The sequence below is a fragment of the Nocardia sp. CDC160 genome (assembly GCF_035818795.1).
In the GTDB taxonomy this organism is placed as follows: Bacteria; Actinomycetota; Actinomycetes; order Mycobacteriales; family Mycobacteriaceae; genus Nocardia.
Genome location: NZ_JAYKYT010000005.1, coordinates 736572 through 759879 on the forward strand (window position 1 = coordinate 736572; position 23308 = coordinate 759879).

Consider the following 23308-nt stretch of genomic DNA (forward strand, 5'->3'; position numbering starts at 1 on the left):
ACGGCGAGATACCCGAACCGGGGATGTCCTCGAAGTAACGAACAACTAGCCGACGCATGACTTTCCCGCCGCCGCGACGCCGCGGTCATCGCAGGATAGGCTGTAACTGAACGGTTTCCAGCTCGGTGATCGTTTGTCAGCACCGGGGAGCCCGAGCGCATGGATCGCCGCAATACAGGCATCAGCCGCCGCCGACTCCTGGCGGCCGGTACCACCGTCGCCGTCACCGCCCTCACCCAGCCCACCCAGGCCCAGACCATCACGCGGAACGTGAGCCCCTATCGGGCCGGGCTCGAGGGTTGCGTCGAGCGGGCGAACCTGGCCGAACAGGCCATTGTGCGGCGGCATGTGCGCACGCTGTGGGGACAGCGCGGGAAACAGTTGGGTGCGCTGGCGTGGCCGTCGTCGCTGTTCGATCAGTCGCTGGTGAAGTGGTGCTACTGGTGGCAGGCCCACCTGCTGGACTGTGCGGTGGATGCCGCTCATCGGGACCGCACACCCGAACGCCTCGATCGGGTCGTCGCCCTCGCCCGGGGGATTCGGGCCCGCAATCTCACCGGCTGGACCAATCGCTACTACGACGACATGGCCTGGCTCGCCCTCGCTCTCGAACGTGCCGACCGCCTGCTCGGCCTCCGCTTCGGCACGGCCCTCGACGATCTGCGTTCGGCGCTGCTGTCCGGCTGGAGTCCGGAGTTCGGCGCGGTGCCCTGGCGAACCGGCGACCACTACTACAACACCCCTGCCATCGGCCCGACCGGAATCGCTCTGGCGCGCCTGGGCGATCTCGACCATGCCCGCCGACTCGCCGACTTCCTGCACACCCGCCTGCGTGACCCCGACACCGATCTGACCCTCGACGGCGTCCACGAACCCGGCGGCGAGGTGAACACCACCGTCCTCACCTACTGTCAGGGCGTCGCGATCGGCTTGGAAACCGAATTGGCCCTCCGCACCGGCGATTCCACCCACCGCGACCGCGCGACGGCCCTCATCGCCGCCACCGAGACCCACCTCGCCCGCGCCGGGGTGATCGCCGGTTCCGCCGACGACGACTCCGGCCTGTTCATGGGCATCCTCGCCCGCTACCTCGCCGAAGCCGCACTGTCCCTGGACAATTCGACGGCCGCCAGCCTCGTCCACACCTCCGCCCGCGCCGCCTGGACCAACCGCGCCGAGTCCAATGGCCTACCGCTGTTCGGCATGTCCTGGTCCCGCCCCATCGGACTCCCCCACCACCCCCAGGTCTTCACCCAACTCACCACCCCCACCCTCGCCGACAACCTCAGCCCCGACCTTTCGGTCCAACTCAGCGCCTGGCTACTCCTGGAAGCCGATCACCGGCTCACCGTGGCGGGCCGATGATCGGGTACTTCCGACGGGCGAACCGGGATTCAGATCTGGCAGGTCGGGCCGGGGTGGAGGAGCCAGCAGATGATGGAACCCGGTCCGGCGGAACCGGAGTCGGCCGAGCCGGTGGTCCCGGTACCGATCGGGGAGGCGGCCTGCGGTGCCGAGTTCGTCTCCGGGGACGCGGAGGCGGTCGCGGCGGTGGCGAAGAGGGACGCACTGATCGCGGCGGTGGCGAAGACCGCGCGCATTGGGGTGATAGTGAGGTTCACGCCAACGAATCTAGGGACGACACCTACCGGGCAATATCCGACGAATGCCCTAATTCCGAACCTTGCACAACGAAAACACCCGGGCAACAGGGGAATCCGTTGCCCGGGCGTTGACAGGTGGTCGGTGCCGCTACTTCTTACGTTCGCGCTTTTCGCGGACGCGGACGTTCACGCGGACCGGGGAGCCGTCGAAGTTGAACTCCTCGCGCAGTTTTCGCTCGATGAAGCGGCGGTAGCCCGCCTCGAGGAAGCCGGTGGTGAAGAGCACGAACGTCGGGGGCCGGGTGGACGCCTGGGTGGCGAACAGGACGCGGGGGAGGCGGCCGCCGCGCATGGGGGGCGGGGTGGCGGCGATGACCTCCTTGAGCCAGTTGTTCAGGCGGCCGGTCGGGATGCGCTTGTCCCAGGACTCCAGCGCGGTTTCCATGGCCGGAACCAGCTTCTGGACGGCGCGGCCGGTCTGGGCGGAGATGTTGACGCGCTGCGCCCAGCGGACCTGGACCATTTCGCGGTCGATCTCGCGCTCGAGCATCTCGCGGCGGTCCTCGTCGACCAGATCCCACTTGTTGTAGGCGATCACCAGGGCGCGACCGGTCTCGGCGACCATGGAGATCACGCGCAGGTCCTGCTCGGTGATCGGCTGCGAGGCGTCGATGAGCATGACCGCCACCTCGGCGGCCTCGATGGCGCCCTTGGTGCGCAGCGAGGCGTAGAACTCGTGGCCCGAGGCATTGGCGACCTTGCGGCGCAGACCCGCGGTGTCCACGAAACGCCAAGGCTTGCCGCCCAATTCGACCAGCGAGTCGACCGGGTCGACGGTGGTGCCCGCGATATTGTGAACCACCGAGCGCTCCTCGCCCGCCAGGCGGTTGAGCAGCGAGGACTTACCGACATTCGGCTTACCGACCAGCGCCACACGACGCGGGCCACCGGTGAGACCCGTTCCCTCGCGGGGAGTTTCGGGCAGCACCGCCAGAATCTCGTCCAGCAGATCGCCGGTACCGCGGCCGTGCGCGGCCGAGATCATGCGCGGCTCGCCCAAACCCATGGACCACAGCTCGGCGGCGTCGGCCTCGAGCTTCTGATTGTCGACCTTGTTGGCGACCAGGATGACGGGAGTCTTGCTGCGGCGCAGCGTCTTCGCCACCGCCTCGTCGGCCGAGGTCGCGCCGACGGTGGCATCCACCACCACGACAATCGCGTCCGCGGTGCGCATGGCGACCTCGGCCTGCCGGGCCACCGACTGCTGCAGGCCCTTGGCGTCGGGCTCCCAACCGCCGGTGTCCTGCACCAGGAATCGGCGTCCGGCCCAGGTGGCCTCGTAGGAGATGCGGTCGCGGGTGACGCCCGGAATATCCTCGACCACCGCCTCGCGGCGGCCCAGAATGCGGTTCACCAGCGTGGATTTGCCGACATTCGGGCGGCCCACAATGGCGACCGTGGGCAGCGGAATGTGCTCGGCGTCCTGCTCGCCCTCGAATTCGGCGATATCCCAGTCGGATTCGTCCGACCAGATGCCGTCACCGGCGAAGGTGTCCTGCGTCACTGCGCGCCTCCCGCCGAAATCCGTTCGGCCACCACGCGATACAGCTCGTCGATGACCTCGTCCTTGTTCAGATCGCTGGTGTCCACCAGCACGGCGTCCTCGGCCGGACGCAGCGGCGACACCTTGCGGGTCGAATCCAGGGTGTCGCGGCGCTGGACATCGGCCAGCACGGCCTCGTAGTCGTCGCCGCGACCCTCGGCGATGTTCTGGGCATTGCGGCGGAACGCGCGCGCCTCGGCCGAGGCGGTGAGGTAGATCTTCACATCCGCCTCGGGCAGCACCACGGTGCCGATATCGCGGCCCTCCACCACGATTCGACCGGCGGACACGGTGATCTCACGCTGCAGGGCCACGAGCTGCTCACGCACCTCGGGCACCGCCGACACCGCCGACACGGCCTTGGTCACCGCATTGCCGCGGATCTCGTTGGACACATCCTCGCCGTCGAGCAGGATGACCTCCCGGCTCGGATCGGTGCCGATGGTCAGCGGCAGCTCCTTGACCGCCACCGCGATGGCCGCGGCATCGTCGAGGTCAACGCCGCTGCGCAGCACGCGCAGCGTCGCCACCCGGTACATCGCCCCGGTATCGAGGTAGCGGGCCTCGAGCCGGGTCGCCAGCTGGCGCGACACGCTCGACTTGCCGGTACCGGACGGGCCGTCCATGGCGACGACCAGCTGCGCCGACCCGGTCAGCGCGCCGGTCTCGATCAGACTTCCCACACCGTTCACAACGACACCGCCTCGTAGAGCTTCCCGATTTCGTCCCGGCCCAGTACACGCAGCGTGCCCGGCCGTTGATCGCCCAGTGCGACCGGTCCAATGTGGGTGCGCACCAGCGCGGTCACCGGGTGGCCGACCTCGGCCAGCAGGCGGCGCACGATGTGCTTGCGGCCCTCGTGCAGCACCACCTTCACCAGCGACCTACCCTGGCCGACCTCGAGCACCTGGAAGCGGTCCACCTTGGCGGGGCCGTCCTCGAGCTCGACGCCGTCCTTGAGCAGCTTGCCGACCTCGCGGTTCTTGACCTCGCCATTGACCGTGGCCAGGTAGGTCTTCTGCACCTCGAAGGACGGGTGCATGAGGCGGTGGGCCAGATCGCCGTCATTGGTGAGTAGCAGCAGGCCCTCGGTGTCGGCGTCGAGACGGCCGACGTGGAACAGGCGCTGCCCGGCCGCGATCCGCTCGGCGACGAGATCGCCGACGCAGGGGCGGCCCATCTCGTCGGACATGGTGGACTGCCAGCCCTTCGGCTTGTTCAGGGCCAGATACACCTGCTCGTCGCGAACGACCACGCGCACACCATCGACACGGACCACCGCGGTCTGCGGATCGATGCGCAGGCCCTGCTCGCGCACGATCTTGCCGTCGACCTCGATGCGACCGGCCTCGATCATCTCCTCGGCGGCGCGGCGCGAGGCCACACCGGCCTTGGCCAGCACCTTCTGCAGCCGCTCGCCCTCGCCCCACGGGAGCTTCTTCGGGCCGCGCTCGGCCAGATCCACGTGCTGGTGACGCGCGGGCTTGGCATTGCTGATCAGCACGGGCGCGACGATCTTGCGCTCCGGCTTGGGGGACTTCTTCTTGGCGGGAGTGTTCGGGGAGGTGTGCGGGGCCAGCGGGCTGCCGCCGCCGATGCGGCCGCGCGCGGCATTGCGGTCCTGGCCGAAACCGGAACGGTCGGAACCGAATCCGGTGCGCTGGCCGCCACGGCTGTCGCCGCGTCCGCCACGCTCGGAACCCCAATCACCGCGAGACTGGTTGCCGCGCGCGGAGTTTCCGTAGGACGAGCCACCACGCGAGGGTGCGCCACCACGGGAACCGCCACCACCCCACTGGCTTTCACCACGCGAGCCGTAGCCGTCACGCGAGCTCGACGCGCCGCGCGAACCATACGAACCGCCACGCGAAGCGCCGGGGCGGGAATCGCCGTAGCCCGACCCGCCGCGCGAGGAACCGCCGCGCGAGTCGCCGTAGCCGCCGCGGGCCGAGCCGCCGCGAGAATCGCCATACGAGCCGCCGCGGGATCCGCCGGAGCGCGAGTCGTACGAGCCGCCGCGGGAATCACCGCGGGAATTTCCGCCCCACGAGGGCGAGTCACCGCGCGAGCCGCCGCGATTCGCGGAGCCGCCGCGGGAATTGGCGGAGCCTCCGCCGTAAGAGCCGCCGCCTCGCGCGGACCGGTCGTCTCCGGTCCGGCCGCGGGCGGCGCGGGAACCGCCGGGCGGTTCGCTGCCACGTTTTCTACGATCCGGTGTGCCATCTCGGCGAGCGGGTGTATTCACGTTGTCCTATTTCATTCATCGGTACCGAGGTCGATATCGGCCTCGGCCGGTTTCTTCAGCCTGGTGTACCGGGGATCGGTGTCCAGGCTCTCATTGATCTCGTCGATCAGATCGACGCCCGGGAGCAGCGGAGCCAGCGGCGGCAGATCCGCCAGTGACGCGAGTCCGATCCGTTCCAGGAACAGCTCGGTGGTGATGTACAGAGTGCCGTTGGTCTCCGGGTCCGCTCCGGCCTCCGCGATCAGCCCCCGCGCCAGCAGGGTCCTGATCACGCCATCCACGTTGACACCGCGCACCGCGCTCACGCGTGCTCGGGTAACCGGTTGACGGTACGCGATCACCGCCAGAGTTTCCAAAGCGGCGCGTGTGAGCTTCGACCGTGCGCCGTCCAACAGCATACGTTCCACATAGGGAGCGAATTCCGTCCGCGTGTAGTAACGCCACCCATCCCCCACAAACCTGAGATCCATCCCACTCCGCCGCGCCGTCAACTCCCCCGCCATCTCCCGCAACGCCGTCTCCACCCGAATCGGATGATCCCGCAACGCCGACGCCAACAACTCCACCGGCGCAGGCGCATCCACCACAAGCAACATCGCCTCCAACGCCGCCCTGAACTCCTCCTCCCCCAACTCCTCTTCATCCTCGTCGAGGTCGGCGTCACCCTCTCCCGCAGCGGAGACATCGGCCACATCCGCGCCCGCCGGGAGTTCCACCGCGGTCCCGCCGGACGCGAGGCCCGAACCCGCCGAGTCGGTTTCGAGCTGCGCCGAGTCGTTCGCCGAGTCCGCTTCGCGTTCGCGACCCGCTGCCGCATCACGCAGCTGGTCTGTCGGGTCCGGCACAGCCCGGCTTGCGTCCTGTCCCGTCGAGGACCCAACACCGTTGGCGGGGTCGGACATTTCAGACGAGACGATCAAATCGGGCGCAGGTGCGTCGGTCGGATCCTCCTCGTCGACCTCGGCATGGTCGGATCGGGCGGAATCCTGCGCCACGACGTCAAGGTGTCCGGCGGCGGGGGGCTGCGCTGCGGCGGCCGACCGGGCCGCGTGGGCCTTCGCCGCGGCGGCCGCTTCGGCGATGATCCGTTGGGCCGGGGTCAGTTCGGGCGCGGGCTGGTTGTCGGCGGTCGGATCGTGCACGTCGTCTCCCAGGTCCTGCACCTCGGTCATCCGTAATCCTCTTCGATCGTTACCGGTTGGGCGGGTTGGTCTGCGAGCTCGCCGATCCAGCTGATGGACAGCGGGCCCAGAGGGTCGGGCTGGTCGAACTCGATGGTCTTGCCTCGGTAGAGCTCGAGCAGCGCGAGGAAGCGGGCCACGATCTGGATCGGCAGCTCGCAGTCGGCGCAGAGTTCGTGGAAGGTCGTCCAACCGCCCGCGCCCGCGTTCTTCAGCATTTCCAGGACCAGGGCGGCCTGTTCGGCAATCGAAATCGCGTGGGCGTGGATGTGATCCAGCCCCACCCGGGGTTTCGGACGCGGCCGGAACACCGTGGCGGCGACCTCCGCGAATTCCGCGGCGTCCACCCCCAGCGTAACCTCCGGCAACAGCTCCAGATACCGCTCCTCGAGCGACACCGCGCGCGGATACCGTTGCAGCGCCGCCGCCTCCAACTCCCCGAGCAATTCGGCGACCTGCTTGAAGGCGCGATACTGCAGCAGCCGCGCGAAGAGCAGGTCCCGCGCCTCCAGCAGTTCCAGATCCTCCTCGTCGGCCACCTCACCCGAGGGCAGCAACCGAGCCGCCTTGAGATCGAGCAGAGTAGCCGCGATGACAAGAAACTCGGTCGTCTGATCCAGAATCTTGTCCGCCCGCAGCCCCTGCTCCTCGGACAAACTCGCGGTCAACGCCTTGGTATACGCGATGAACTCATCCGTCACCTTGTGCAGCGCAATCTCGGTGACATCCAACCGCCGCGAACTGATCAGCTGCAACAACAGATCGAACGGCCCCTGAAAGTTGGCCAACTTCAGGTGAAATTTGCCGCCTTTGCCCGAATCATCCCCTGCCGCAGCCTCGCCCGAAGCGCCGCCGGGAATCTCCGCCGCGCTGGCGGAAGTGCCCGCCACCTTGTCCGGGGTCGCCGCCGCGGCACCCGCCTTCGCGGCCGATCCGGCGATGTCCGCCACGATCGTGGACGCGCGGGGCTCATCGGGCGTTATTGCACCGGCGGCCTCGTGGGACTGCTCGAAGTCTGCACCTGCGGCAAGGCCCTCGTCTCCACCGGCGGCGATATCCGCGAGGAGTGAAAAGTCCGAATCGTCCGAAGGCATGGCAGTGCCCGGGGACGGCGAATCGTCGCCGGGCAGGTCGAATTCCGCGTCCGTCGGGTGGTGCTCGGACGCTGGGTCGAGAGGATCGCTCAACGGCCCGACCGTTGGATGACTTCCCGGGCCATGGCCCGATAGGCTTCCGCGCCACCGGATTTCGGAGCCCAGGTGGTGATCGGCTCACCCGCGACGCTGGCGTCGGGGAAGCGGACGGTGCGCGAGATGACCGTGTCGTACACGAGGTCGCCGAACACCTCGACCACGCGCGTCATGACCTGACGCGAATGCAATAGGCGGGCATCGAACATGGTGACCACGATGCCGTACAGCACCAGCTCGGGATTCAGCCGGTCCCGCACCTTCTCCACGGTGTCGTTGAGCAGGGCGAGCCCGCGCAGCGAGAAGTACTCGCATTCCATGGGAATGATGACGCCGTCGGCGCAGGCCAGGGCGTTGACGGTGAGCAGGCCCAGCGACGGCTGGCAGTCGATGAGGATGTAGTCGTAGCGGTTGCGCAGCGGCGCGAGCGCGCGGCCCAGCGTCTGCTCGCGGCCGACCTCGTTGACCAGCTGGATCTCCGCCGCCGACAGGTCGATATTGGACGGCAGCAGATCCATCCCGTCGACCTTGGTGTTCATCAGCACGTCGTCGACATTGACCTTGCCGGGCCCGACCAGCAGGTTGTGCACGGTCACGTCCAGATCGTGGTGCGCCACACCGAGACCCGCCGACAGCGCGCCCTGCGGGTCCAGGTCCACCAGCAGCACCTTGCGCCCGTACTCGGCCAGCGCCGCACCGAGATTGATGGTCGAGGTGGTCTTGCCGACCCCGCCCTTCTGATTGCACATGGCGACGATCAGCGCCGGAGCGGTGTGGTCCGGCTCGGGTGGCAGCGGGATCTCGCGCAGCGGGCGGCCGGTGGGGCCGACCTGCTTGGCGTCGTGCACCACATCGGGTGCCTCCCACAGTGTTTGCGCGGCGGTTTCGATCCGCTGGCCCGCACCACCGGTAGTCGTCACGTCCGCTGCTCCTTCGACGTTCCTGCCCTTGCCTCGCCCACCGATCCGTCGTGCGCGACGCGCCCGGCCGCGTGTGCGTCCGGGTCCCCTCTAGACGCTACCGCCTGTTCGCGCAAGACCATCGCTCGGACACGCACCCTAAACCTGCACTTCAGACCGGGTACAGCCGACCGAGCCCGGCGTGTCGACCGGTCGCGGACCATCTTCCTACTGTGGCACAGCAGGTTACGGCCTGTCGGCGGTCTGCCACGCCGGAAGCAGCGGATAAATCGGAATCGACGGAATTGTCGGGCAGACGACACGGCGCAACTGCGCCATCAGGATTGCGAGGCGTGTCGCTGGATCAGGTCGTAGACGCGTTGGGGGTCCTCGAGTTGCGGGTAGTGGCCCAGACCGGGGAGGCGGGTGAGGGCGGCGTGCGGGCGCAGTGCCAGCACCGCCCGCAGCACGGCTTCGGTGCAGATCGGGTCCAGCTCGGCCCAGCCCAGTTCGAGTCGGCCGGGCCAGTCGCGTAATGCGTTGTGCCAGCGGTCGGAGGTGGGCGGGGTGACGCGTTCGCGGTTGTAGTGGATCAGCTTGTCGAGTAGGCGGTGGCCGTCATTGTGGGTCAGCAACGCCCACTGGTCCGCTGCCTCGTCGGGCGTGAGCGGATGAGACGGCGAGAAGATGCTGGCAAACGAACGCAAGAAGGTGGGCTTGTTGGTCAGCCGGGCGAGCACCGGTCCGAATCGGCTCAGCAGCAGCTTCTGGGTGATCAGCAGACTGGCCTGCTCGCGAACCATGCTGGCGTTGAACAGCAGCGCCGACGCGAGGGTGAACGACAGCTTGCCGTCGATATCCCGGGCCAGCAGCTCGGTCGCGACCGAACTGCCCATGTCGTGGGCGATCAGCACGACGGGCGCACCGTCGAACCGGCGCGCCACCTCCTCGGCGATATCGGCCTGAATCCGCAAGGAGTACAACTCGTCTCGCGGCTTGTCCGACAGCCCGAACCCGAGGAAATCGAACACGACCAGCCGATGGCCCGCGATCCGGTCGAATGCCTCGCGCCAGTCGTAGGAACTCGACGGATACCCGTGCAGGAACAGCAGCGGCGGCAGATTCGGATCCCCGTCGCGTTCCCGCACGAAAATCCGATGCCCGCCAATCGTTTCGCGGGTCCCCGCCCGCTGCCAGTCCGCGACCCGCGAGGTCAACCGAGTCATGCATTTCTCCCGAGGGTCGCAGGAACGTTCGCGCGATCGACGGTATTCACCGCGCGCCCATCAGGCAATCAATCCGCCTCGTCGACATGGTGCGTCAAGTGTCCCAGACAATGTAAGGTATATCCAGCACCGACATCGACGTCGCCGAAGGAACACGATGGCCGAACCGTTGACCACCGCCCTGCCCGCCGAGATCTCCGCTCCCCCGGACACCCGCTTCGATATTGGGCCGGTTCGCTATCGGAAATTGTTCGCGCACAATACGATCCCCATCAGGATGTCGGACGGTGCGATCCTCACCGCCGATGTGCTGCGACCGGGCGACGCCAAGGGGCCGACTACCGAGCCGCTCCCGGCGATCATCAACTTCACGCCCTACAACAAAATGCTCAACCGCCACACCATGCGGCTGAACACGGTGGCGCGCCGACTCGCCGGACGGGTCCACGCCTCGGACCGAACCCGCATGACCGCGCGGGATGTGGTGCGCACTCCCGCGGGCGGGGTACTCGAACCGTTCGCGATCAACCGCACCGCGGTGGCACGCGGCTACGTCGGCCTCATGGTCGATGTGCGCGGCACCGGAACCTCCACCGGCGCTTGGGATTTCTTCAGCCCGCGCGAGCAGCTCGACTACGTCGAGGTACTGCGCTGGGCACGCGAACAGCCCTGGTGCAACGGCGATGTCGCCGTCATGGGCCTGTCCTACGGGGCGATCTCGGCGCTGCACACCGCGGCCCAGCGGCCGGAGGGCCTCAAGGCCGTCTTCGCCATCGAAGCCGGGGAGAACCCGCCGCGCGAGCTCGGTCTGACCGGCGGCGCGCTGACCCCGGGCATGCTGGTCTGGATCCTGGGGGTCAACGGCGCCAAGTGGATTCCGGCCTGGCCCGGTCTGCTGCGTGAGGGCCTGGCCGGAACCTTCCTGCGCGACCGGCTGACCCACCGCTCGGGCTGGATCGGGCACGCCCTGCGCATCGCCCTCGACACCGATCACCCCGACGGATACCTCAACGACATGTGGGCGACCAAACTGCCGCGCCTGGAACAGATCGAGGTGCCCACCTGGATTCACGGCGGCTGGCACGACGTCTACAACCGATCCAATTTCATTATGTACGAACGTATTCCGGTACCGGCCGGTGAAAAACAGCTGCTGATCGACGATTCCTACCATCTGACACCCGGTTCCGGCTTCGGGGATGCGGGCAACCCGCAGGCGCTCGACGAATTGCAGACGGCATTCTTCGACCGCTGGGTCAAGGGCATCGACAATGGCATCGACCACTACGGCCCGATCACGCTGCGCCGCCAAGGCGATGGCAACTGGCTCAGTCACATCCAGTACCCGCCCGCCGACGCCCGGGTCCAACGGCTGTATCTCAGTGGTGAATGCTCCGGTGCCGCCGAGCACGCGACTACGGATGCCGCACTGTCCCCGACACCGTGCGCCACCGAGACGCGGCTGCCCCTACCCGCTGGCCGAGTCAGCGCCGCCTCCAACAACACCGCCGTCATGACCATGGGCATCAGCGTGCTGTTCGGCACCGAGCACGGTAATGACGACCGCCGCAACGAGGCCACCGCCGTCACCTTCACCGGGGCACCGCTGGAGGCGGATCTGATCCTCACCGGACCGATGAACCTGCACCTGCGTGCCGTTGCGAACGGCACCGACGCGTTCTGGTCGGTCACCGTCTGCGATGTGCATCCCGACGGAACGTCGGTGCCGATCACCCGCGGTGCGCTGTTGTCCTCGCTGCGACACACCGACTCCGAGGCCAGCTACTACGTCGACGGCGAGCTGCTGTTCCCGATGCATCCGCTCACCGCCGACTCCGCCCGGCCCGTGCGACCGGGCGAGCCCTTCGACATCGACATCGAGATCAACCCGACCGAAGCACTGCTGCGCGCCGGACACCGACTGCGAATCGCGGTGAGCCGCACCAGCTTCCCGCGACATCTCATCGCACCATGGCGCAGACGCCACATCGCCTCCCAGGCGGTGCTGATCGATCCGGAGCACCCGAGCTACCTCAGCTTCCAGGCTCGTCGACCCGAATGACATCGACGGTCCCCGCCTCGGCGGCCCGCAGTCCCACGGCCGTGAAGGCGAGATAGCCGGGATGCCGTGGGTCGAGGATGATGGCCTGGCCCTTGACCTTTCGACGCTGCGGCAGACTCAACGCGTGCCGGGGAAACCCGGAGGCGCTGACCGCGAGGCGGAGTCGATGTCCCGCGCGCAATACCGCCTCGGTGGGATTGATCTCGATATCGATGTCGAAGGGTTCGCCGGGCGTCACCGGGAGCACCGACTCGGCCGTGAACGGATGCTCGGGAACGACCAATTCGCCATCGACATAACCGCTTCGGGCCGCGTCGACGGCACGCAGCGAGGACAGCAGCGCACCCCGGGTGATGGCCACCGACGCTCCGTCCGGTCCGACGTCGGTCAGGGTGACCGACCAGAAGGCGTCGGTGCCGTCGGCCTCGACCCGCAAGCGCAGGCACATCGGACCGGACACCAGGACATCCGAGCCGAATGGCGCGGTCGTGAAGGTGATCGCGGTCGCTTCGGCCACCCGGTCGTCGGACCCGTAGCGCGTGCCCAACAGGGTGGAGATGCCCATCGAGATGACCGCGGTGTTATTGGAGGCCAGGCTCGGCCGCCGCGTCGGCACGGGCAATCGCCGACGGCTTCGAGGAGCCGAGTCGGACAGTGTGGCACCGGATTTCGTGCGGCTGGTCGGATACAGCCGATGCAGTCTCGCGGACGGATGTGGGTACCGGTCGCGAGCGACCCACGCGCCGCCGAGCTGACGCAGGGTGACCGGCCCGTAGCGCTCGATGCCATTGTCGATGCCCTTGACCCAGCGGTCGAACCACGCGCACTGCAGTTCGTCGAGCCGCGGCGGAGCGCCGTCGAGTCCGTGGCCGCAGCCGGGCGTGACATGGTAGCTCTCGTCGACGACCAACTGCTTGCGACCCGGAGGCATCGAAAGACGGTCGTACATCCGGAAATTGGATCGGTTGTAGACGTCGTGCCAGCCGCCGTGCAGCCAGGTCGGTGCCTGAATCCGTTCCAGGCGCGGCAGTCTCGCCGCGTACCCGGGATTGAGATAGCCGTCCGGGTGTTCGGTGAACGCGATGGCGAGCGCCCGGCACATCCAGCTGATCGGATCGGCGATTCGATCCCGCAGGTACTGCCGCAGCGCTCCGGCGGCCAGCAGCCCACCGATCGACGGAACCCATTTGAACCCGTTCACCACCGCTATCCACGCGGCCATTCCCGGTGACGGCACACCGCCGGTCAGACCCAGTTCGCGAATGGGATCCTCCCCGGCCTCGACGGCGAAGACCGCCGCCAGCCCCTCGGGCCGCAGACCGGCCGCCACCAGCGCGGCAATGGCGTTGTAGGAGATGCCGGTCAGCGCGAGCCGCCCATCACACCACGGTTGTTCGCGCACCCAGCGCAGCACTTCGAGGTAATCCCGCTGTTCGTCCGCGCTGAAGAAATCCCAACGGCCGGTCGAGCTTCCGGTGCCGCGGACATCCACCATCAGATACGCGTAGCCGCGCTTGACCAGGGTCGGGCTCGCCGCGAGCACATCGAACAGCCCGCCCGCGGGGGTGTGCAGCAGATCCCGCCCGGTGAAGCGCCGCCGATCCGACGGCCCGATCCAGCGACCGATGGCCCGGGGCAGCGGGCCGCCGCTGCCTCGAAAGAAGATCTTGTTGTAGGGCGTGAAGTTGACGACCACCGGCAGCGGTGCGGGCTCGGGGCCGGTCCGATCGCCCGGCCGGGTCAGATCGGCCGAGAGCACGACTCCGTCGCGCATGCGAATCGCGATGTCGGACAACCGGTGTGAGTGCCGGTAGAGCTCGGGTCCGATGTCGAAGCGGGCATCGGGGGGCAGGGGTTCCAACGGCGGCATCGGATCGGCCATGGCAGCGCATACCTCCGGCTTCGCTGAATCGCTCGGTTTCTAGGAACATAAGCGTTCCGCACAGCGGAGTCCAGCTGCAGTTGTTATGAAATACAGTGGTACACAACATTTTCCGTGTTGCAGACACCCCTATGAACCCCCTATTCATCGTCTTTGCCCCACAGTCGCCAGGGCAGCCGCGTGCCGTGTCCGCCGATCGCAACCGCACCACCGAGCCGATAGCTGCGCCCAATGCCCTTGGCGCTGTTGACGACTCGAGCGCGCGGCCGGACCCCGCGCCGTTGTTACCGTGTGAGGCCATTCGACCGGCTCGACGGCAGGAGGGGTGTTCGTGAGTATCGACATCGAGGATTCCGCAGAGGTGGTACCGCCGCGGCCGGACCTTCGCATCGAATCGTCGCGGGGAGCGCCGGTGCTGCCCGAGGCCGACCCGTTCTACCGCCCACCGGCGGACCTGGCCGCGCTCACGCCCGGCACCATCATCCGAGCCCGCCGGGTCGAACTCGGACTGCTCGGGGTGATTCCGCAGCGAATCTCCGCCTGGCAGTTGCTCTACCGCACCACCGACGTGCACGGGGAACCGGAGGCGGTGGTGACGACCGTGGCCCAGCCCACGGACGCCGATCCCGCGGGCCCCAAACGGCTCGTGTCCTATCAGTGCGCCATCGACGCGGTCGTCGCGCGCGGCCTGCCCTCGTACTGCTTGCGTCGGGGCGCCAACGCCTTCGGCTCGTTCCCACAGTTCGAGATGGTGATCTTCGCCAATGCCCTGGCGCGCGGCTGGACGCTCTCGATTCCCGACCATGTCGGCACCGACGGCCATTTCGGCGTCCCGCGCGAACCCGGATACCGCATCCTGGACGGGATTCGGGCCGCCCAGTCCTTCGAACCGCTGCATCTGAGCGCGGAGACACCGGTCGCCCTGTGGGGTTACTCGGGCGGCGGCCTCGCCACCACCTGGGCCTGTGAAATGGCCGCCGGGTACGCTCCCGAACTCGATATCGTCGGGGCGTCGGCGGGTTCGCCGGTCGGCGATCCGCAGAGCGTCTTCGCGCGGCTGAACGGATCGGTCTACGCCGGTCTGATCCCACTCGTGCTCGCCGCGCTCTGCCGCGCCTACCCCGATCTCGACAAGGCCGTCCGCGCGCGGTTCGACCGCAGGTTCCTGGACCTCATGGCACACGCCGAATCCAGCACGGTCTTTCCCATCCTGTTCCGCAGCATCGGCCGCAATGTCGACGACCACAGCGAAGCCAGCGTGGCCGAACTCCTGCGCGAGCCCCAATTCCGCGGCATCTTCGACGAACTCCGCCCCGTCACCACCGCGCCCTCCTTCCCCATGCTGGTCGTCCAGGCCACCAACGATGCGGTGGTGGCGGTGGAGGACATGGACGAACAGGTCTGGCGCTACCGCCAGGTCGGCACTCCGGTCCAGTACATCCGCGATCGCCTGAGCGGACATGTCTCCTTGGCCCTGATTGCCACGCCACTGGTGGTCGACTGGCTGTCCGACCGTTTCGCCGACGCTCCCCTCGACCCTGCGGGCCCCAGAACCGTCTGGTCCCTTGCCCTTTCCCCGGATTCCCTGCCCGGCTATCGGCGGCTGCTGGGCGTCGCCGCCCGCCTCCTCACCGGCCGTCCGCTGACCTGAGCGCCGACATCCCGCGCCCGTTCCGCGACAGCTCAGCGGGCGCGCGGATGCGCGGTGGCCCAGACCTCGTGCAGGGTGCCGACCGTCACCAACGTGTAGATCTGGGTGGTCGTGACCGAGGCATGCCCCAGCAGCTCCTGCACGACGCGGACGTCCGCGCCGCCGTCGAGAAGGTGGGTGGCGAAGGAGTGGCGCAGGGTGTGGGGCGAGACCTGGGCCGCGATTCCGGCGCGCTCGGCTGCGGATTGCAGGACCTGCCAGGCGGTTTGGCGGGATAGTCGGCCGCCGCGGTGATTGAGGAACAGGGCGCTGTTGCCCTTGCCGCGGGTCGCGAGGGCGGGGCGGCCGCGGACCAGATAGTTGTCCAGGGCGGCGAGGGCGGGACGGCCGATCGGTACCATGCGCTGCTTGCCGCCCTTGCCGCGCAGGATCACCGCGCGCTCGGCGGTGTCGATATCGTCCACGTCCAGACCGACCATCTCCGAAATGCGAGCGCCGGTGGAGTACAACAACTCCAGCAGCGCGCGATCCCGCAGGCCGCGCGGGCCGTCGGCGATATCGCCCCCGGAGGCGTCCAGTAGCCGCGAAACCTGGTCGTACGGTAGCGCTTTCGGCAATCTCCGAGCAGGCGTCGGCGGCTTCACCGGATGTGCCACATCCGCATCGGTGATCCCCTCGGCCGTCGCGAACCGATGCAGCCCACGCACCGCCACCAACGCCCGCGAGGCCGACGAGGCCGCCAGCGCCGGATGCTCCGCATCCCCGGACCTCAGTGACACCATATAGTCCGCGATGTCCGTTTCCGTCACGCGCGCAAGCGTTTCCACCCCGCGCCCGGCCAGAAACTGCTGATACCGCCCCAAATCCCGCCGATACGCGCTGAGCGTATTGCGCGCGGCACCACGCTCGACCGCCAAGTGGTCGAGGTACGCGTCGATCTGCCGCTTCAGCACGGCTCACATCATTGCAGTACCCACCGACGAACTCCGCCAGCCAAACCCCGGCAAACAGAACAAGTTTCCCAATCGGGACCTATTCCGCTTTCCCAATCGGAACCTATTCCGGAGCCGCGCTCCCGCGCGCCTTGCGGTCCAGGAAGGCGGTCGGCATACCGGGCCAGGGGGCGTCGGCGGGGCGGAGCCGAGCTCCGGTGGAGCGGGCCGTCATCAGGGCCGTCACACCGGCGACCGCTGTGGCATTGGTGATTTCGCCCGAGAGCGCGGCCTGGACGGCCTCGGCCAGGGGCATGCGGAGGAGTTGGATGTCGGCCTCTTCCAATTCCGGGTCGGGCCGGTCGGTTTCGTAGAGGTCGGTGGCCAGGTAGACGCGCAGGGCCTCATCGGTGAAACCGGGCGAGAGCGCCACATCGACCAGCACCGACCACTCCCGCGCGCCAAGCCCGGTCTCCTCGGCCAATTCCCGCTTGGCCGCCTCCAGGGGATCCTCGCCCTGCTTGTCCAACAATCCGGCCGGAAGCTCCAGCAGCCGCCGCCCGATCGGGTGCCGATACTGATTGATCAACACGAGGTTGTCGTTCTCGTCCAATGCCGCCACCGCCACGGCCGCGTGGTGCTCGATCACCTCCCGCTCGGCCACCTTCCCCCCGGGCATGACCACCTGGTCCAGCCGCAACGCCAGAATCGCCCCCGAATACACGGTGCGACTGGACAGAACATCGAAATCATGGGTGCCGGGTGCCGAATCGGAGGAGGTCACCCCAGCACCGTAGCGCGAACCCCGACAACCCCCGACGCGCCCCGGGACTCCCCGTGGCGCACAACACGCCTAACCGGGGACCGACACGGCGTGGACGCGAAACCGCCCGAGTACTCCGGGGAGTGCTCGGGCGGTTCGGGGGTACCGGCGTCGCGCGACGGGCTACTTGGAGACCTTCTCGGCCTCGGCGGGGAGTTCGTTGGGGATCTCCACCGGGAGGCGTTCGGCGGCCTTGTAGTTCAGGGCCGCCGAGATGAGGGCCGCGAAGAGGGGGTGCGGGCGGGTGGGGCGGGACTTGAGTTCCGGGTGGGCCTGGGTGGCCACCAGGAAGGGGTGCTTGTCGGCGGGGTACTCGACGAATTCGACCAGGTGGCCGTTCGGGGAGGTGCCGCTGAACTTCAGCCCGCTCTTGGCGATCTTGTCGCGGTAGGTGTTGTTGACCTCGTAGCGGTGGCGGTGCCGCTCGGAGACCTCGGTCGCGCCGTACGCCTGAGCGACCAGCGAATCCTTTTCCAGCACAGCCGGGTACGCGCCCAGGCGCATGGTGCCGCCGAGATCGGCCTCACCGGCGACGATCTGCTCCTGGTCGGCCATGGTGGAGATGACCGGGTACTTGGTGTCGGGCTCGAATTCCGCCGAGTTGGCGTCCTTCAGACCCACCGAGCGCGCCGCCTCGATGACCACGCACTGCAGACCCAGGCACAGGCCCAGCAGCGGAATCTTGTGCTCGCGGGCGTAGCGGATCGCGCCCACCTTGCCCTCGATGCCGCGAATGCCGAAGCCGCCCGGAATGAGAATGGCGTCGACATCGGCCAGATGCGAACGCGCACCCGCCTCGGTCTCACACTCGTCGGACTGCACCCAGCGGATGTTCACCTTGGCCCGCGAAGCGAAACCGCCCGCGCGCAGCGCCTCGGTGACCGACAGGTAGGCGTCCGGCAGATCGACGTACTTGCCGACCAGCGCGACGGTGACCTCTTCGCGCGGGTTGTGCACGCGGTCCAGCAGATCGCCCCAGACCGTCCAGTCCACGTCCCGGAAGGGCAGGCCGAGGCGGCGAACGACGTAGGCGTCCAAGCCTTCCCGGTGCAGCACCTTCGGAATGTCGTAGATCGACGGCGCGTCCGGCGTCGAGATGCAGGCGTCCACATCCACGTCGCACATGAGCGCGATCTTGTTCTTGAGCGCCTGCGGCACCTCGCGATCGCAGCGCAGGATCAGCGCGTCGGGCTGGATACCGATATTGCGCAGCGCCGCCACCGAGTGCTGGGTCGGCTTGGTCTTGAGCTCGCCCGACGGGCCCAGGTACGGCACCAGCGTGACGTGCAGGAAGAAGCAGTTGTCGCGACCCACCTCGTGGCGAATCTGGCGCGCCGCCTCGAGGAACGGCTGCGACTCGATATCGCCCACGGTGCCACCGATTTCGGTGATCACCACATCCGGCACCTGTCCGTGCAGGTCCGGTCCCGCCATGGCGAGAATGCGGCTCTTGATCTCGTCGGTGATGTGCGGGATCACCTGCACCGTGTCACCGAGGTACTCGCCGCGGCGCTCCTTGGCGATCACCTTCGAGTACACCTGGCCGGTGGTCACATTCGCGTCCGCCGACAGGTCGCGGTCCAGAAAGCGTTCGTAGTGACCGACATCGAGGTCCGTCTCCGCGCCGTCCTCGGTCACGAACACCTCACCGTGCTGGAAGGGGTTCATGGTGCCGGGATCGACGTTCAGGTACGGATCCAGCTTCTGCATCGTGACGCGCAGCCCGCGCGACGTAAGCAGCTGACCGAGGCTGGAGGCGGTCAGGCCCTTACCGAGTGAAGAGGCGACACCGCCGCTGACGAAGATGTGTTTCGTGGCCGCGCGCGCCGGAATCCGTGAATTACCCACGGGTCTTCACGGTAACACGGATCGGTGGGGCCGATCGAACGGCACGCGCACCGGTTGCCACCGATTGGCTCGATTCGGCGTGTCGTGAGGGCTTTTTCCCGTGTCGCGGGCGGCTTTTCTCGGACTCCGGTCAGCGGGGCATGGCCGCGATTGTGAGCGACGTCGCCTTCGCACCCGTGCCGTACCGCCCGGTTCCGCCGTTCAGCTGCTCGGTCAGCCCGAGCACGGTGGTGATGCGGCCGATCTCGCGGTCCACATTGTCGACGGTGGTGACCGTGGCCAGTCCGCCCTCGGAGCGGGCCACGGCGATCGCGCCCGGCCCCTCGGCGGCCCCGTAGCGACCCGCCAGCACCACACCCGCGCTGTGGGATCGCAGCCCTCCGGCGAACCGGGCGATGATGGTGCCGCGATTGTTCTCCTCGGCCCGCGCGCCGTCCCCGGTGACCACCACGGCCAGCTGGGCGGGCTGCACGTCGGCGAAGGTCAGGAAGCCGCCGCCGCGCAGGGTTTCCAGGGCCAGGCCGCGCTCCTGCGGGGTGCCGCGGGACTGGCCGGAGGTGGGATCGGTGAGCAGCACCTGGCCGAGCAGATCGCCCGCGAGGCTGCCCTGATCGACGGCGTCGATCTTGAGCTGGGCCCCGGCGGGCACGACGTTCACCAGCGCGGTGCGCAGGCGATCGCCCTCGGAGGAGTCGGTGAACGCGCCGGTGAGTCCGATCCGGCCGGTGACCGTGGCCCCGGCGGTGGTGAGCGCCGCGGTGACCGCGTCGGCATCGCCGCTGTCGGCGTCGGGCGTGGTGAAGACGAGGACCGACCGGTTGGTCAGACTATTGGCCAGGAGTTTGCCCGCAGCGCCAGCGAGGAACGCGTCCGCGGCCTTCACCTGTTCGTTCAAGCGCCCGTTGTCCGCGCGTAGCTCGTCGACCTGCGCTCTATCGCCCGAGCCCGGCAACAGCCCGCCGCCGTGTGCGCGGGTGCCCAGCACCACGCCCACCGCCAGCGCCAGAAAAACCGCGGCGATCGAAATCGCGTGGTGCCGAAAGGAAATCATGGGTCCCCTACCTATGTTGGTCCAATAGCCGCTCCACCCAACCCGATCCGCGATGCCAGGTATCGGTGACCCAGGTCAGCGCCTCGCCACCCATGTGGGTGGCCAGCACGGCGACGATCAGGGCGACCAGTGCGGCCAGCACCACCAGCGCGACCGCCCAGCCGGAGCCCCGGTGACGGTACAGCGACGCAACGGCTTTCGCATCCATGAGCTTGGTGCCCATTTTCAGGCGTGTCAGGAAGGTTGCCGGATTCGAATCCCGGCGACCGCGGTCGAAGAAGTCGTCGAGGGAGGCCGCCGCGCCGACGGTCACGATCAGTGACGCGCCATGGTGGTCGGCCAGCAGCAGCGCCAGATCCGCGGGCGCGCCCGAGGACGGGAAGGTGGTCGCGCCGATGCCCAGATCCTGAATGCGCTCCAAACCCTTGGCGTGCCCGTCGGTGTCGGCGGGCAGGATCACCTCGGCGCCGGACTTGAGCGTGGTGGCGGTGATCTCCTCGGGATCACCGACGATCAGGTCCGGGCGATATCCATTGCGGGTCAAGGTATCCGCGCCGCGGCCGACGCCGATGAGAATCGGCGCGTACTCCTTGATGAACGGCTTGATGCGCTTGAGGTCCTCGATGTGGTCGGGCCCGTCGGCGACGACCACGACATGCCGCTTCTTCATGTCGATTTCGACATCGGGCACCCCGATGCCATCGATGAGCAAGGAGGATTCGGTGCGAATGAACTCGATGGTGTTGCCGGAGAACGCTTCCAGGTGATCGGCCAGCCCGTTACGGGCCTCGATCATGCGCTCGGCGATGGTCGCCTCGGTGAGCTCGATGCCCTCGACCAGCGCCTCGGGTTCCTTCTTGGAGAGCTTGTCGGCGTAGACGACACCGCCCTCGACGCGCACCTTGATGCCGTCCTTGATCTTCTTGAAGACGTCGGAGCTGACCGCGTCCATCAGCTGAATGCCATTGGCCACCAGCACTTCCGGGCCCAGGTTCGGGTAGCGCCCGGAGATCGAGGGCGAGGCGTTGATCACCACCGCCACCTGCGCCTCCACGAGGCGGTCGGCGGTGAGTCGATCCAGGTCCATCTCGTCGAGGACGACCACGTCGCCCGGCCCCACCCGCTGCAGCAGCCGCCTCGTGTTCCGGTCCACCCGGGCCATGCCGGTCAGACCAGGAAGCGTTTCGGTATTGCGCGAAAGCAGGGCCAACATCTTCATAACGAACGATAATTGCCCGAAAGTCTCAACCTTTGGTGGAGGCGCGCCGGTCGGGGCCCGCATCTGTCACAGTGATGTTGTCGGTCCGACCCGAATGTCCTCATCGCGGCTATCTTCTTACCGGCCGGTAAGGATATGCTCCGGACATCGGCACGAAAGGAGACCATGCCGCCATGGCCAGCACCACCGTCGACACCGTTCTGCCCGCCCCGCGCGAGACCGTCTACAAGCTCTTCACCGAGCGTGACAGCATCAATCCCTTTGTGCCCATCAAGGTTACGTTGAAGAAGCCGGGCATTGGCGCGCCCAATGGCGTCGGCGCGCAGTACCATCTCGGGCTGGGCCCGGTCGGCCCGACCGAGGAGACCACCGAGCTGGTCCCCAATGAGCGCATGGTCTACCGCGTCATCGCGGGCGCGCCGGTCAAGCGCCACGTCGGCACCATCAGCTTCTCCGACGCGCCGGGCGGCACCCGGGTGGTCTACACCATGGAGTCCGAGCCCAGCCTGCCCGTGCCCGACCAGATTCTCGAGCCCGGCCTGCGCGCGCTGACCAATCAGCTCATCGGCGCGGTCCGCAAGGCGCTGAAGTAGTCGAAACACTGAAGTAGTCGAGGCGCTCGACCAGAATTCGCACCGCCGCGCTCCCCTCGAAACAGGCGCGGCGGCACGGACTTCCGGCCGGAGCCCCGTGGGGCCCGGCCGTTTGTCGGAGAGGCCCCGACCGGTTGTCGGATCGGTGCGGGTAGTCGGGCTCAGTGGGTGGGCGCGAGTTGCTGCATGACGGCAGCGACATCGAGCCAGACGTTCTCCCGCGTCATCTTCCCGTCGCGGAATTCGCACACGTGCAGAACCCGGAAGTTCACCGGCCGGTTCTTGCCCGGAATCCCCAGCAAGTTCCCGGGCACCCGCCCATACCAATGGGATTCGTCGACCATGAAGTTCTCGCCGTAGTACCGGTGCACAATCTCGAACTTGTCCTCGTCGATGGATTCGACCAGCTCTTGATACCGGGCCCCGATGGCGGCGTGGTCGCGCAGAATCCCGCGCGGGTCACCCACCACCTCATGTTCGACGTCCGCGCTGAGCGTCGCCAGGATCCCCGCCACGTCCTTGTTCGCTTCCGCCTCGGCGTGCCGCGTGTAGATAGCGTTCATCTCTTCAGGCGTCATCACGTTCCTCCCTGTCCGGTGAGACCCATTTTTATGAGACTCTGTTATCTTCGTGAGATGAGCGTCTCACGTCAAGAGAAATTTCTCACGAGTGGCAGGCAGAACCAGAAGATGCGGACCCGCGAAGCATTGCTGGAGGCCGCGATCGCGCTCGCCAAGGACGGCCGCTCACCGTCGATCCCGGAGGTGGCCGAGGCCGCCCGCGTCTCTCCCGCCACCGCCTATCGCTACTTCCCCAACCCGCAATCGCTGTGGTCGGAGGTCGCCAGCCGCGAGGAGCATCTGCGCCGCGACTTCACCGGCGTGCTCGACAATCTCACCGGCGACGCCGAGGAGCGCATCGACGTCGTGATCCGCTCCGCCGCGAACATGCAGTTCGCGGACCAATTGCTGTGGCGCACAGTGCTGCGCTCCATCCTCGACCGCTGGATCGAGCAGGCCGATATCCCCGAGGCCGATCGCGTTCCCAACCGCGGGACCACCCGCCTGCGCATGGCCCGCGCCGCCCTCGAACCGTTGGCCGACCGCCTCTCGCCGGACCAACTCGAGCGTCTGGTCAACGCGATCGTCCTGGTCTATGGCATCGAAGCCCTGGTCAGCACCCAGGACGTCCTGAACCTCTCCCCCGAGGATGCCACCGACCTCATGTCCTGGTCCGCCCGCGCCCTCATCCGCCAGGCCTTGGCCGAAGCCGAAGCCGCACAGCCGGATTGAGCCGCTG

20 protein-coding genes are annotated in these 23308 nt (G+C 67.8%); 5 read left to right on the top strand and 15 right to left on the bottom strand.

Features of this window, described 5'->3' with window-relative positions; translation table 11 throughout:
• Positions 1-159 precede the first annotated feature (159 nt).
• On the top strand, positions 160-1365 hold the full coding sequence (locus VMT40_RS31205; protein ID WP_326362723.1) for a glycoside hydrolase family 76 protein: 1206 nt from the start codon (positions 160-162) through the stop codon (positions 1363-1365).
• 29 nt (positions 1366-1394) lie between these two features.
• Here the strand turns inward: VMT40_RS31205 and VMT40_RS31210 are convergent, their stop codons facing one another.
• From VMT40_RS31210 to VMT40_RS31245, 8 genes are all read right to left on the bottom strand, one after another.
• Complete coding sequence (locus VMT40_RS31210; RefSeq protein ID WP_326362724.1) at positions 1395-1622, bottom strand: hypothetical protein; 228 nt, start codon at positions 1620-1622, stop codon at positions 1395-1397.
• Positions 1623-1752: 130 nt separating this feature from the next.
• The gene (der, locus tag VMT40_RS31215) at positions 1753-3168 is read right to left on the bottom strand and encodes a ribosome biogenesis GTPase Der (protein WP_326362726.1); all 1416 of its coding nucleotides are present in this window, start codon (positions 3166-3168) and stop codon (positions 1753-1755) included.
• Complete coding sequence (gene cmk / locus VMT40_RS31220; RefSeq protein WP_326362809.1) at positions 3165-3833, bottom strand: (d)CMP kinase; 669 nt, start codon at positions 3831-3833, stop codon at positions 3165-3167. The genes der and cmk overlap by 4 nt, the downstream gene beginning before the upstream one ends.
• A gap of 62 nt (positions 3834-3895) precedes the next feature.
• A complete protein-coding gene (locus tag VMT40_RS39440; RefSeq protein WP_442790082.1) occupies positions 3896-5452 on the bottom strand; it encodes a pseudouridine synthase in 1557 nt (518 codons plus the stop codon).
• Positions 5453-5463: 11 nt separating this feature from the next.
• Positions 5464-6144, bottom strand: coding sequence for an SMC-Scp complex subunit ScpB (gene scpB, locus VMT40_RS31230; protein ID WP_326362810.1), 681 nt, complete (start codon positions 6142-6144; stop codon positions 5464-5466).
• Positions 6145-6620: 476 nt separating this feature from the next.
• Entirely contained in the window at positions 6621-7493 is an 873-nt protein-coding gene (locus VMT40_RS31235) for a segregation and condensation protein A (RefSeq protein ID WP_326362811.1), read from the bottom strand.
• A 323-nt stretch (positions 7494-7816) separates the two neighbouring features.
• Complete coding sequence (locus VMT40_RS31240) at positions 7817-8713, bottom strand: ParA family protein (protein WP_326362812.1); 897 nt, start codon at positions 8711-8713, stop codon at positions 7817-7819.
• A 347-nt stretch (positions 8714-9060) separates the two neighbouring features.
• Positions 9061-9948, bottom strand: coding sequence for an alpha/beta fold hydrolase (locus VMT40_RS31245; protein ID WP_326362728.1), 888 nt, complete (start codon positions 9946-9948; stop codon positions 9061-9063).
• 157 nt (positions 9949-10105) lie between these two features.
• On the opposite strand from VMT40_RS31245, the gene VMT40_RS31250 reads away from it, so the two are divergent.
• Positions 10106-12010, top strand: coding sequence for a CocE/NonD family hydrolase (locus VMT40_RS31250; RefSeq protein ID WP_326362730.1), 1905 nt, complete (start codon positions 10106-10108; stop codon positions 12008-12010).
• Here the strand turns inward: VMT40_RS31250 and VMT40_RS31255 are convergent.
• Positions 11982-13892 carry a CocE/NonD family hydrolase gene (locus tag VMT40_RS31255; RefSeq protein WP_326362732.1) on the bottom strand — a complete coding sequence of 637 codons (1911 nt, stop codon included), beginning with the start codon at positions 13890-13892 and terminating at the stop codon, positions 11982-11984. The genes VMT40_RS31250 and VMT40_RS31255 overlap by 29 nt on opposite strands.
• A gap of 331 nt (positions 13893-14223) precedes the next feature.
• Between VMT40_RS31255 and VMT40_RS31260 the strand changes: the two genes are divergently transcribed.
• Complete coding sequence (locus VMT40_RS31260; RefSeq protein ID WP_326362734.1) at positions 14224-15543, top strand: lipase family protein; 1320 nt, start codon at positions 14224-14226, stop codon at positions 15541-15543.
• Positions 15544-15575: 32 nt separating this feature from the next.
• On the opposite strand, the gene xerD is transcribed toward VMT40_RS31260, so the two are convergent.
• The 5 genes from xerD to steA form a co-directional block, all read right to left on the bottom strand.
• Positions 15576-16496, bottom strand: coding sequence for a site-specific tyrosine recombinase XerD (gene xerD / locus VMT40_RS31265; RefSeq protein ID WP_326362736.1), 921 nt, complete (start codon positions 16494-16496; stop codon positions 15576-15578).
• Between the two features lie 103 nt (positions 16497-16599).
• Entirely contained in the window at positions 16600-17259 is a 660-nt protein-coding gene (locus VMT40_RS31270; RefSeq protein WP_326362738.1) for an NUDIX hydrolase, read from the bottom strand.
• A gap of 162 nt (positions 17260-17421) precedes the next feature.
• Entirely contained in the window at positions 17422-19146 is a 1725-nt protein-coding gene (locus tag VMT40_RS31275; RefSeq protein WP_326362740.1) for a CTP synthase, read from the bottom strand.
• Positions 19147-19276: 130 nt separating this feature from the next.
• Entirely contained in the window at positions 19277-20197 is a 921-nt protein-coding gene (locus VMT40_RS31280; protein WP_326362742.1) for a copper transporter, read from the bottom strand.
• Positions 20198-20204: 7 nt separating this feature from the next.
• Positions 20205-21416: a putative cytokinetic ring protein SteA gene (steA, locus tag VMT40_RS31285; RefSeq protein ID WP_326362743.1), complete on the bottom strand. Its 1212-nt coding sequence runs from the start codon at positions 21414-21416 to the stop codon at positions 20205-20207.
• A gap of 173 nt (positions 21417-21589) precedes the next feature.
• On the opposite strand from steA, the gene VMT40_RS31290 reads away from it, so the two are divergent.
• Complete coding sequence (locus VMT40_RS31290; protein WP_326311939.1) at positions 21590-22009, top strand: SRPBCC family protein; 420 nt, start codon at positions 21590-21592, stop codon at positions 22007-22009.
• 161 nt (positions 22010-22170) lie between these two features.
• Here VMT40_RS31290 and VMT40_RS31295 read toward each other — a convergent pair whose 3' ends face one another.
• Positions 22171-22587, bottom strand: coding sequence for an ester cyclase (locus tag VMT40_RS31295; protein WP_326362745.1), 417 nt, complete (start codon positions 22585-22587; stop codon positions 22171-22173).
• Between the two features lie 111 nt (positions 22588-22698).
• Between VMT40_RS31295 and VMT40_RS31300 the strand changes: the two genes are divergently transcribed.
• A complete protein-coding gene (locus tag VMT40_RS31300; RefSeq protein WP_326362746.1) occupies positions 22699-23301 on the top strand; it encodes a TetR/AcrR family transcriptional regulator in 603 nt (200 codons plus the stop codon).
• Positions 23302-23308 lie beyond the last annotated feature (7 nt).

What these genes read in the sequence shown, in the direction of transcription:
- VMT40_RS31280 (WP_326362742.1), bottom strand. Translation starts at nt 20,197, where the DNA reads ATGATTTCCTTTCGGCACCACGCGATTTCGATCGCCGCGGTTTTTCTG.
- VMT40_RS31300 (WP_326362746.1), top strand. Translation starts at nt 22,699, where the DNA reads ATGCGGACCCGCGAAGCATTGCTGGAGGCCGCGATCGCGCTCGCCAAG.
- VMT40_RS31205 (WP_326362723.1), top strand. Translation starts at nt 160, where the DNA reads ATGGATCGCCGCAATACAGGCATCAGCCGCCGCCGACTCCTGGCGGCC.
- VMT40_RS31250 (WP_326362730.1), top strand. Translation starts at nt 10,106, where the DNA reads ATGGCCGAACCGTTGACCACCGCCCTGCCCGCCGAGATCTCCGCTCCC.
- VMT40_RS31295 (WP_326362745.1), bottom strand. Translation starts at nt 22,587, where the DNA reads ATGACGCCTGAAGAGATGAACGCTATCTACACGCGGCACGCCGAGGCG.
- VMT40_RS31245 (WP_326362728.1), bottom strand. Translation starts at nt 9,948, where the DNA reads ATGACTCGGTTGACCTCGCGGGTCGCGGACTGGCAGCGGGCGGGGACC.
- VMT40_RS31255 (WP_326362732.1), bottom strand. Translation starts at nt 13,892, where the DNA reads ATGGCCGATCCGATGCCGCCGTTGGAACCCCTGCCCCCCGATGCCCGC.
- VMT40_RS31290 (WP_326311939.1), top strand. Translation starts at nt 21,590, where the DNA reads ATGGCCAGCACCACCGTCGACACCGTTCTGCCCGCCCCGCGCGAGACC.
- steA (WP_326362743.1), bottom strand. Translation starts at nt 21,416, where the DNA reads ATGAAGATGTTGGCCCTGCTTTCGCGCAATACCGAAACGCTTCCTGGT.
- cmk (WP_326362809.1), bottom strand. Translation starts at nt 3,833, where the DNA reads ATGGACGGCCCGTCCGGTACCGGCAAGTCGAGCGTGTCGCGCCAGCTG.